Genomic DNA, 12,713 nt, shown 5'->3' with positions numbered 1-12,713 from the left:
CGCTACTCGTCGTCGTTCATGAATGCCGCGTTCACCAGGTCGTCGAGGTCCATGTCCGCGATGTCCTTTTCGGTGGTCTCCGCGGGAGCCGTCGCCGTCTGACCATTGGTGTCGCTTTCATTTGCCAACGCCAACAATAGATCCAGCACTCCCGCCTGCCGCAGGCGCTTGACCGGAATCGAGGCCACCACACGCTGCAGTTCGGCTTCCCCTGCCACCTCGGCCGGGGCCTGTTGGGCTGACGTGCCGAGGAGCTCTCGATGCATGTAGCCGGCGAGCGCGGCCGAGTTCGGGTAGTCGAAGATGAGCGTGGGCGAAAGCGCCAGTCCGGTAGCGGATTTAAGCCGGTTGCGCATTTCGACCGCAGTCAGTGAATCAAAGCCCAACTCCTGAAACGCCCGGTCCGGATCGATCGCTTCGGCGCTGGTGTTGCCCAGCACCGTGGCGATGTGCGAACGGACCAGGTCGAGCAGGACGGCATGCTGCTCGTCTTCATGAAGCCCGTCAAGGCGTTGCAGCAGAGCCGATTTCGACTTCGCGGCGGCGAGCGAGTCGTCCACCTGGCGCCGGGTCGGCGCGTTGATCAGATCGACGAACATCGGCGGCAGCGTGCCACCGTCAAACTTGACCCGCAACGCGGCGAGATCGATATGCGCCGGCACCATGAACGGTTGGCCGACAATCATTGCGGTGTCGAGCAAGCCGAGGGCTTCATCGGAGGACATCGCCGTGATGCCGTCCCGCGCGAACCTCTTGAAGTCGACGGCCTCCAAAGCGCCGGTCATGGCGCTGGCCTGATCCCACAGTCCCCAGCCCAGCGAGACGGCCGGAAGTCCGTGTGCTTGCCGATGTACGGCCAGTGCGTCCAGGAAAGAGTTGGCCGCCGAATAATTGCCCTGCCCCGACGACCCCACCAGCCCGGCCATCGAAGAGAACAGCACAAACGCCGACAGGTCCAGGTCCCGGGTCAACTCGTGAAGGTTCCACGCCGCGTCGACCTTGGCGCGTAGTGCCACTTCCATTCGCTCGGGCGTCAGCGATGTCACGACCGCGTCGTCGAGCGCCCCCGCGGTGTGCAGCACGGCCGAGAGCGGCTGCTGCACGGGGATATCGGCGATGACCTCGGCCAGGGCCGCCCGGTCGGCCGCGTCGCACGCCACCACCTGCACCTGCGCACCGGCATCACTCAGTTCGGCGACCAGCTCCGCGGCTCCCGGCGCATCCGGGCCGCGGCGACTGATCAAAACCAGCTGACGCACACCGTGCCGGGTCACGATGTGACGCGCCAGCGCCGAGCCCGCCATGCCCGTGCCACCGGTGATCAACACGGTGCCCGCCGCCCAAGCGTCGGGCATGATCATGACGACCTTGCCGACATGGCGCGCCTGGCTCAAGTACCGCAAGGCCGCAGGTGCCCGTCGCACATCAAACGTCGTCACGGGCAACGGCCGCAGCACGTCGTCGCCGAATAACGCGGCCAGCTCTGCGAGCATCTGCTGAATGCGGTCCGGCCCGGCCTCGAACAGGTCGAAGGCGCGATAGCGCACACCCGTGTGCTGCTCGGCGACCGCGCCGGGGTCGCGGATGTCGGTCTTACCCATTTCCAAGAAGGTCCCGCCGGGCGCCACCAGACGCAACGAGGTGTCCACGAAATCACCGGACAGCGAGTCCAACACCACATCCATGCCGTGTCCACCGGTGACGGCGCGGAACTTTTCTTCGAACTCGAGGCTGCGCGAATCAGAGATGTGGTCGTCGTCGAATCCCATGGCCCGCAACGTGTCCCATTTGCCCTTGCTCGCGGTGGCGAAGACCTCCAAGCCCCAATGCCGGGCTAGCTGCACGGCGGCCATTCCCACCCCACCGGTGGCGGCATGCACCAATATCCGCTGCCCGGGCTGCACCGAAGCAAGGTCCGTCAGTGCGTAGTAGGCGGTGGCGAAGACCACCGATGTGGTGGCGGCCGCGGTGAGCGACCATCCGGCCGGCACCTTGACGAGCAGCCGGTGGTCGGTGGTGGCGATCGTTCCGGTGCCCTGCGGGAATAGGCCCATGACCCGATCCCCGACGGCGAAACCACCGTCCGCAGTGGCTGTTTCGATGACGACACCGGACGCCTCAACACCCATTACCGCGTCCGGATCGGGATACAGACCCAGCGCGATCATGACGTCGCGGAAGTTGGCGGCGACCGCTGACAATTCGACCCGAACATGGCCGAGCTCCAGCGGGGCGTCGGCGTCGGGAATCGGTTCCAGCCGCAGGTTCTCGAAGGTGCCCGGGGCACTCATGCCCAGCCGCCAGGGACCGTCACCGGGTGGTACCAGGACGCCGCTGACCGCGCGGCTGCCGTGCACCCGCGCGGTGTACACCTGGTCGCCACGCCACAACACCTGTGGTTCGCCAGCTGCCAAGACCTGGGCTATGGCCGAATCATCAAGGGTCGCATCGGTGTCGACGAGCACGATGCGGCCGGGATGCTCGGTCTGCGCCGATCGCACCAGGCCCCACACCGCCGCACCTGCCAAATCCGTGACATCTTCGCCCGGCAAGGTCATCGCTCCCCGTGTCGCCACCACCAACATCCCGGCCCCATCGCGGGACAGCCAGGACTGCAACACCTCCAGCACCGAGCTCGCGGCTGCGTAGACCCCGGTGACGACATCACCGGCGACCGGTTCGACCTCGAAAACGACCGTAGCGGCATCGGGTGTATCCGTTGTCCCCCAAGGGCGTACGGGTACGGGCTCGACAGTGGCCGGCGGCTGCGCCGACCAGATCACCTCGAATAGCCGGTCCGGTCCCGACCCGGACACCGCTGCCCGCAACTGCTGATCGGTCACGGGCCGGGCCAGCATCGAGGCCACTGACAGCACCGGCAGACCCAATCCGTCAGCCAACTCGATCGACACCGCCGACGGACCCGCGGGTGCGATCCGGGCCCGTACCGCCGACGCGCCCGCGGCATGCAGCGACGCGCCCTGCCAGGCGAACGGAACCAACACCGAGCCCGGGGGAACTTCGGCGGCATCGGCGGTCAGAATCACCGCGTGCAAGGCCGCGTCCAACAGCACCGGGTGGACCCCGAAACCGGCAACGGAGACCCCGGCGTTCGCGGGCAACGTCACCTCGGCGAAGACCTCCTCGCCGCGGCGCCACATCGCGTTCAGGCCCCGGAATGCTGGCCCGTACCCATACCCGCGCTCGGCCAACTGCTCATACCCGTCGCCGATCTCGACCGCGACCGCGCCCACCGGCGGCCATACCGACAAGTCGGTGGTGGGTTTCGCCGTCCCCGGGCTCAACGTGCCCTCGGCGTGTAGCAACCAGTCGGCGCCGGCGTCGGCACGCGAGTACACCGAAACCGCGCGAGCGCCCGACTCGTCGGGACCACCGACGACGACTTGCACGGCCACCGATCCGGTGGGTGGTAACACCAACGGCGCCGCCAATGTCAGCTCGTCCACCAGCCCGCAGCCCACCTCGTCACCGGCGCGGATCGCCAACTCCACGAAGCCCGCACCGGGGAAGATCACCACGCCGCCAACGGCGTGATCGGCCAACCAACCCTGCGCGCCGGGCGACAGCCGACCCGTCAGCACTACCCCGCCCGACGCTGGTAACTCCACCACGGCGCCCAGCAGCGCGTGCTCGCTGGCCTCCAGCCCCAGGCCGGCGGCATCGGCAGCAACAGCTTCACCGGACAGCCAGAACCGCCGCCGCTCAAAGGCATACGTCGGCAATTCGACAAGATTCGCCTGGCCCACTACAGCGCGCCAGTCCACCGTGGCACCCCCGACGAAGGCGCGGGCGACAGCGTGAATCACGGCAGCCGGCTCGGGCCGGTCCTTGCGCAGCGCGGAAACGGTCAAAACGTCCGCATCGGGCAGCGATTCTTCAATCGATGCCGTCAAACCGCTGCCCGGCCCGACTTCGACGAACCGAGTGGCACCCGCCGCTTGAGCGAAGCGGACGCTGTCAGCGAACCGCACCGCTTCCCGGACATGTCGCTTCCAGTACGCCAAGGACGCGAAGTCGTCACCCGCCAGCCGGCCCGTCAGGTTCGAGATGATTCCGATGGTGGGCTGGGAGATGGTGAGTCCGGAAGCCACCGTTCCGAATTCGTCGATCATGGGTTCCATCAGCGGCGAGTGGAATGCGTGCGAGACGGCTAGTTGGTGGACGCGTCGGCCGCGGGCGCGGAGCTGTTCGGCGACGGCGATGACGGAATCGCCCGCACCCGAAATCACCACCGAGGCTGGGCCATTGACCGCGGCGATGCCGATTTCAGCGGTCAACAACGGCCGCACCTCATCTTCGGTGGCCTGCACGGCCACCATTGCCCCGCCGGCCGGCAGTGCCTGCATGAACCGGCCGCGGGCCGCGACCAGTACCGCGGCGTTTTCCAGTGACAAGACGCCGGCGACGTGCGCGGCGCTAATCTCGCCGACCGAGTGGCCCATCACGAAATCGGGCCGCACACCCCAGGATTCCAGCAATCGAAACAGGGCGACTTCTACCGCGAACAACGCCGGCTGCGCGAATTCGGTAGTGTTCAGCAGGTTTTCGTCGCAGCCCCAGATCACCTCGCGAAGTGGGCGCAGCAGATGCTGGTCCAGTTCGGCCAGGACGCTGTTGAATGCCTCGGCGAATACCGGGTATCCGGCGTGCAATCCCATTCCCATGCCCAGGAATTGGGAGCCTTGGCCGGGAAACACGAAGACGGTCTTGCCCCCGGAACGGGCCGAGCCACGGATCACCGAGCAGCCTGGATCACCGCTGGCCAACTCGTCCAACCCAGCCAGCAAGCTGTCCCGATCGCCACCGACGACGACCGCGCGATGCTCAAAGGCCGAACGTCCCGCCAGCGACCACCCCACGTCGCCAACATCGATCTCGTCATGGGCATGCACATACGCCGACAGCCGAATCGCCTGCGCCTCCAACGCCGACGCCGACCTGGCCGACACCACCCACGGCACCATGGGCGGCTTGGGCCGAGCATCCTCGACCGCGGCGACCACCGGTGCCGCCTCCACGATCACGTGCGCGTTGGTGCCGCTGATCCCGAACGACGACACCCCAGCCCTACGCACCCGACCATTGGCCGGCCAGGGCTGCGGCGTTGTGAGCAACGACACCGACCCGGCGGACCATTCCACATGCGGACTCGGCTCATCCACATGCAACGTCGCCGGCAGCATCTCATGGCGCATCGCCAACACCATCTTGATCACACCGGCCACCCCCGCGGCGGCCTGCGTGTGACCCATGTTCGACTTCACCGACCCCAGCCATAGCGGCTGCGCGCGCCCCTGGCCGTAGGTCGCCAATAACGCCTGCGCCTCAATCGGATCGCCCAGTGTCGTCCCGGTGCCGTGGCCTTCCACCGCATCGACGTCGGCGGCCGACAACCCCGCGCTGGCCAACGCCGCCCGCACCACTCGCTGCTGCGAGGGACCATTGGGCGCGGTCAATCCATTGGAGGCTCCGTCCTGGTTGATCGCCGAACCCCGCAACAGCGCCAACACTGGATGACCCAGCCGCTGGGCATCCGACAACCGCTCCACGACCAGCAGTCCGCCGCCTTCGGAGAAGCCGGTGCCGTCGGCTGCGCCGGCAAATGCCTTGCAGCGGCCGTCCGCTGACAACCCGCGCATGCGGCTGAACTCGACGAAGATGTCGGGTGTGGCGTTCACGGTGACACCGCCGGCCAGCGCCAAATCGCACTCCCCCGAACGCAGCGACTGTACCGCCATGTGCAGCGCCACCAGCGACGACGAGCACGCCGTATCCACCGACACCGCAGGGCCTTCCAACCCCAGCACATAGGCCACCCGACCGGACGCCACGCTCGACGACTGACCGGTCAGCCGGAAGCCTTCCACCGCTTCGGCGGCCGACGAGCACCCGGACATGCCGTAGCCCTGGGTCATCACCCCGGCGAACACGCCGGTAGTGCTGCCCCGCAGTCCGCCGGGATCAATTCCCGCTCGCTCCAAGGCTTCCCAGGAAAGTTCGAGGAACATCCGTTGCTGGGGGTCCATAGCTAGGGCCTCGCTCGGCGCGACCCCGAAGAAGGCGGGGTCGAAGTCTGCGACGCCGTCCACGAAACCACCGGTGCGGGTGTAGCAGGTCCCCGCCACGTCGGGATCGGGGTTATACAGCCCGGCCAGATCCCAGCCCCGATCGCTCGGGAATTCCGAGAGCACGTCACGGCCCTGGACCAACATGTCCCATAGGTCTTCCGGTGACTCCACCCCGCCCGGATACCGACACGACATGCCCACGATCGCGATCGGATCGTCGCCCGAGGCACGAACGGCGGGTGTCTGCTTGACTTCTTGTGGGACTCCGGCCAGTTCGGTGCGGATGTAGGACGCCAGGCCGTTGGGCGTCGGGTAGTCGAAGATGAGCGTGGGTGAAAGCGACAGGCCGGTAGCGGATTTGAGTCGGTTGCGCATTTCGACCGCGGTCAGCGAGTCGAAACCCAACTCCTGGAACGCCTTGTCGGGGTCGATGGCTTCCGGTGCGATATTGCCCAGCACAGTGGCGATATGGGATCGCACCAAGTCCAGCAACACGGCATGCTGTTCGGGCTCCGGCAAGCCGTGCAGGCGGTGCGCCAGCGCCGATTTCGACTTCGCTGCCGCCAGAGAATCGTCAACCTGCCGTCGCATCGGCGCGTTGACCAGCTCGGTGAACATCGCAGGCAGCGCCTCCGCATGAGCCCGCAGTGCAGCCAGATCGATGCGCGCCGGCGCCAGGAAGGGTTGGTCCACGATCAGTGCCGTGTCGAACAATTCCAGCGCCTCTTCCGAGGACAGTGCCAGGATCCCCTCGCGGCCCAGCCGGGCCAGATCGGCGGCGTCGAGTCCACCGGTCATGGCGCTGGCCTGTTCCCACAGTCCCCACCCGAGTGACATCGCCGGCAGCCCGTGAGCGCGCCGATGAGCGGCCAACGCATCGAGGAAGCAGTTGGCCGCCGAATAGTTGCCCTGCCCGGACGAACCGATGAGTCCAGCCATCGACGAAAACATCACGAACGCAGACAGATTCAGATCGCGGGTCAACTCGTGCAAGTTCCAGGCCGCGTCCACCTTGGCGCGCAACACCATGTCGACCCGGTCTGGCGTCAACGACGAAATCACTGCGTCGTCAAGCACTCCAGCCGCATGAATCACACCCGATAGCGGCCGCTGCATGGGAATATCGGCGATCACCTTGGCCAGCGCCGCTCGATCCGCCGCATCGCACGCCACCACCTGCACCTGCGCACCGGCGGCGCTCAACTCGGCCACCAACTCCGCGGCCTCCGGCGCATCCGGACCGCGTCGACTCGCCAACACCAGATGACGCACACCGTGGTGGGCAACCACATGACGCGCCAACGCCGAACCCGCCATTCCGGTGCCGCCGGTGATCAGCACGGTGCCCATGGCCCACGCGTCGGGCATCACCATGACGACCTTGCCGACATGGCGGGCCTGGCTCAGATACCGCAGCGCCGCGTGCGCGCGCCGCACGTCAAACGTGGTCACCGGCAACGGCCGCAGCACGCCGGCGTCAAAGAGTTCGGCCAGGTCGAGCATCCACTGGTGCATGCGGGAACGGCCGGGCTCGAAGAGGTCGAAAGCGCGATAGCGCACCCCTGGGTGCTCCTGGGCGATAACGCCTGGATCACGGATGTCGGTCTTGCCCATCTCCAGGAAGATCCCGCCCGGGGCTACCAGGCGCAGTGATGCATCCACGAATTCACCGGCGAGCGAATCCAGCACCACATCCATGCCGCGCCCACCGGTAACCGTCCGGAACTTGTCCTCGAACTGGAGGCTGCGCGAATCGGAGATGTGGTCTTCGTCAAAGCCCATGGCCCGCAAGGTGTCCCACTTACCCTTGCTGGCGGTGGCGAACACTTCCAAGCCGAAATGCCGGGCCAGCTGGACCGCGGCCATGCCCACGCCACCGGCGGCGGCATGCACCAACACCCGCTGTCCCGGCTTGACCTCGGCCAAATGCACGAAGGCCATGTATGCGGTGGTGAAAACCGCTGATATGGCCGCGGCTTCGGGGTACGACCAGTCGGCGGGCATCGGAAGCAAGAGGCGGGTGTCGCCGGGAACCAGGGTGCCGCTGCCGTCGGGGAAGAAGCCGTACACCGAGTCGCCGACGGCGAATTCGGTAACTCCGGGCCCGACCTCGACGACCACACCGGCGCCTTCGCCGCCGAGCAGCGCATCGTGGGTGAACATGCCCAGGGTGATCATGATGTCGCGGAAGTTGGCGGCGATGGCGCGCAGGGCCACTCGAACCTGGCCGGGCTGCAACGGCGCATCGGCGTTGGGAACCGGCTCCAGTTGCAGATTTTCAAAGGTGCCCGCGCTGCTCATGCCGAGCCGCCACGGTCCGTCGCCTGGCGGCACCAAGATTTCGTTGACGGTGCGGCTGGCATGTACGCGGGCGATGTAGGCCTGTGCGCCTCGCAACAGCACCTGCGGCTCGCCGAGCGCCAGTGCGGTGGCTGCTGCCGCATCATCAAGCGGCGCATCGGAATCAACCAACACGAACCGGCCCGGGTTCTCGGTCTGCGCGGAACGCACCAGCCCCCACACCGCAGCGCCGGCCAAGTCCGTGACGTCCTCCCCCGGCAACGCCATCGCTCCTCGGGTCGCCACCACCAGCACTCCCGAGTCACGGTCGGTCAGCCACGACTGCACAGCCGCCAGAGCTTCGTGAGCGCGCCCGTAGGTGTCTGATACCGGATCCTCGTCAGCCGCAACGGATTCGAATACTTCGTAGGAAGGTGTGGCATCCTTGCCTGCCGATGTCGCCGGTGACCAAACCAGCTCGAATAGCCGGTCCGCGCCCAAGCCGGACACCGCGGCCCGCAGCTGCTGCTCGGTCACCGGACGGGCCGCCATCGCTGCTACCGACAACACGGGCAATCCCAGCCCGTCGGCAAGTTCGATAGACACTGCCGACTGGCCCACCGGCGCAATCCGAGCCCGCACCGCCGATGCCCCTGCGGCATGCAACGACACACCCTGCCAGGAGAACGGCAACACCAGTTCGGCATCTTGGTGGGCCAGCAGCGCCGCATGGAGCGCGGCGTCCAGTAGCGCTGGGTGCACCCCGAATCCAGCAACACCGCCGGCCGCCTCCGGCAGCCGCACTTCGGCGAACAGCTCGTCGCCGCGGGTCCATAGCGCGGTCAGGCCCCGAAACGCTGGACCGTAGTCATACCCGTGCGCCGCCAACCGTTCGTAGCCGTCGGCGATGTCCACGGCGACGGCACCCGCGGGCGGCCAGACCGAGAGGTCCGCGCCGGGCTCGACGCCTCCGGAGCTCAGCGTGCCCTCGGCGTGGCACACCCACACCGAACCGGCGCCTGCCTCGGCGCGGGAGTAGACCGACACGCTGCGATGGCCGGATTCGGTTACGGCGCCGACAACCACTTGCACCGCAACCGAAGTCGAAGCCGACAACATCAACGGTGTCCGCAGGGTCAGCTCATCGAGCACCGAACAGCCGACTTCGTCGCCGGCGCGCACGGCCAACTCCACAAAGCCCGCGCCCGGGAACACTACCGTCTCCGACACTGCGTGATCGGCCAACCACCCCTGCACACTCGGCGACAACCGACCCGTCAACACCACCCCACCCGAAGCCGGCAGGTCCACCACCGCGCTCAGCAACGGGTGTTCGCTGGCACCCAGTCCCAAACCGTGGGCGTCGGCCGCGACACCTTCACCGGCAAGCCAAAACCGCCGCCGCTCAAAGGCATACGTCGGCAGCTCAACAAACCCTGCCCCGCCCAGCACGCCACGCCAATCCACAGCAACACCGGCGACAAACGCGGCGGCGGCCGACGACAGGAACCGGTGCAGTCCACCGTCCTCACGACCCAGGGTGGGAACGACCACTGCCTCGGCGTCGCCTGCAGCGCAGTCGTTAAACGTGTCTTCGATGCCTGCGATCAACGCCGGATGCGGGCTGGATTCGATGAAAGTGCGGTAGCCATGCTGGTACGCGCTGCGCACCGCCAGGTCGAGCTCGACCGTCTGCCGAATGTTGCGATACCAGTATTCGGCATCCAAACCGGCTGTGTCCAAACGGTTTCCGGTGACGGTGGAGAAGAAGACGGTTCGGGTGGCTTGGGGCTCGATGCCCGACAGAACGTCGAGCAGCTCGGCTCGGATCGCCTCGACCTCAACCGAATGAGACGCGTAGTCGACCTCGATGCGCCGGGTGCGCAGTTCCTGATCAGCACACAGCCCGATGAGCTCCTCCAGCGCGGCCCCTTCGCCCGACACCACGACGGCCGATCGGCCGTTGACGGCGGCCACGCCGACCCGATTGCCAAAGGGCGCCAACAGCTCTTGCGCCTTGTCGGAACCGCACGCGATCGACACCATGCCGCCCGGGCCGGCGAGTCCGGTCAGCAATTTGCTGCGCAGCGTGACCACCTTTGCCGCGTCGCGCAGCGACAGCGCCCCGGCCACGTAGGCGGCGGCGATTTCACCCTGCGAATGGCCGATCACCGCATCCGGGCGTACCCCGACCGATTTCCACAGTTCGGCCAATGACACCATCACAGCAAATAGCGCTGGCTGCACCACATCCACGCGATCCAGTCCCGGAGCACCCGGAACGCCACGCAACACATCGGACAGTGACCAGTCGACGAATTCCGCGAAGGCCGCGGCACACGCATCGATCTGCTGTGCGAATGCCGGTGCAGTATCGAGTAATTCGACACCCATACCGACCCACTGGGAGCCTTGGCCGGGGAACACGAACACGGTCTTGCCCGCTGGCTGAGCGATTCCGCGTACGACACCAACGCCACCCGCAACGTCGTCACCCGCCAATTCATCTAACCCGGCCAGCAAAGTGGCCCGATCGCGACCGACGACCACCGCGCGATGCTCGAAGGTCGAACGCCCGGCCAACGACCACCCCACGTCGGCAACATCAAGCCCGTCATGGCCACGCATGTGCTCCGCCAACCGGGCCGCCTGCACCCCCAACGCCGATGCCGACTTGGCCGACACTATCCACGGCACCGCGGGGCTGGGCGAACAGGGCCCGCGGCGCTGGACCGGAGCCGCTTCGACGATCACGTGTGCATTGGTGCCGCTAATTCCGAACGACGACACCCCGGCGCGGCGCACCCGACCGTCGGCCGGCCAGGGCTGCGACGTTGTCAGCAACGACACCGCTCCCGCCGACCAATCCACATGCGGGGAAGGCGCGTCCACATGCAACGTCGCCGGCAACTCCTCGTGGCGCAGTGCCTGCACCATTTTGATCACACCCGCCACCCCCGCGGCGGCCTGCGTGTGGCCCATGTTGGACTTGATCGACCCCAACCACAAAGGTTTTCCGGGCTCCGCCCGATCCTGGCCGTAGGTCGCCAACAACGCCTGAGCCTCGATGGGATCACCCAGTGTGGTCCCGGTGCCGTGGCCCTCCACCACATCGATGTCGGCCGCCGAGAGCCCGGCATTCGCCAGCGCGGCGCGCACCACCCGCTGCTGCGAGGGACCATTGGGCGCGGTCAACCCATTGGAGGCGCCGTCCTGGTTGACGGCCGAACCGCGCACCACCGCCAACACCGGATGACCCAACCGCTGCGCATCCGACAACCGCTCCACCACCAACATCGCCCCGCCTTCGGACCAGCCGACCCCGTCGGCCGCCCCGGCGTACGCCTTGCATCGCCCATCCGGCGCCAGTCCCCGGTGCCGGCTGAACTCCACGAAGACCGTCGGCGTGGCGTTGACGGTCGCGCCGCCGGCTAGCGCCAGGTCGCATTCGCCGGACCGCAGCGACTGTACCGCCATATGCAACGCCACCAACGACGACGAGCACGCGGTATCCACCGACACGGCCGGGCCCTCCAGACCCAGCACATACGACACCCGCCCGGAGGCGACGCTGGAGGTCATTCCGGTGAGTCGGTAGCCCTCAATCTCCTCGGCCGACATGCCGTAGCCCTGGACGATCAGCCCGGCATAGACGCCCGTGGCGCTGCCTCGCAACCCACTCGGATCGATCCCGGCCCGCTCCAATGCTTCCCACGAGAGCTCCAGCAACATCCGATGCTGGGGATCCATCGCCAGCGCCTCGCTGGGCGCAATCCCGAAGAAGGCGGCGTCGAAGTCGGCGACGCCGTCCACGAAGCCCCCGGTTCGCGCGTAGGACTTGTGCCGCGCGTCAGGGTCTGGATCAAAGAGCCCAGCCAAATCCCAGCCGCGATCGGTGGGAAACTCTGAGATCACATCCCGGCCTTCGGCGACCATCTGCCACAGACCCTCGGGCGAGTCGACTCCACCCGGGAAGCGACACGACATTCCGATAATGGCGATCGGCTCACTCGACCGCTCCAGCAGCGCACGGTTGGTGCGCTTCAGGCGTTCAACCTGGACCAGCGCCTTCCGCAACGCTTCGGTCGCATGCTGGAGTTGATCAACCATTACTAACCATTGCCTAATCCTCGCTTACGCCGAGTCACCGACGTTGCTGCACGAAGCGAGACATCGTGCTGCGCTTCGACCCAAGAATGTCGCTCGTGAGTATCGCCAACTGCGGCAGGATTTCAAAAAAACGTCCGATGCTTCCGGCTACCCGAGGAACGGCTGGTCTGACCCCTGGTAGCCCCCGCAGGCCCCGATGCACCGTTCATGGCGTGACTTTACCTGGCCCACTCA

General features: G+C 66.9%; 1 protein-coding gene. It reads right to left on the bottom strand.

Annotated elements, in window-relative coordinates:
- Nucleotides 1-2: 2 nt before the first annotated feature.
- On the bottom strand, nucleotides 3-12,479 hold the full coding sequence (locus AADZ78_RS14745; protein WP_085253523.1) for a type I polyketide synthase: 12,477 nt from the start codon (nucleotides 12,477-12,479) through the stop codon (nucleotides 3-5).
- Between the last annotated feature and the right edge of the window lie 234 nt (nucleotides 12,480-12,713).

This window comes from Mycobacterium riyadhense (genome assembly GCF_963853645.1).
Taxonomy (GTDB): domain Bacteria; phylum Actinomycetota; class Actinomycetes; order Mycobacteriales; family Mycobacteriaceae; genus Mycobacterium; species Mycobacterium riyadhense.
The sequence above is the reverse complement of the archived record's forward strand: the minus strand, read 5'-3'. Positions and strand labels throughout refer to the sequence as shown.

Coding starts and splice junctions, on each gene's coding strand:
- AADZ78_RS14745 (WP_085253523.1), bottom strand. CDS start 12,479: ATGGTTGATCAACTCCAGCATGCGACCGAAGCGTTGCGGAAGGCGCTG.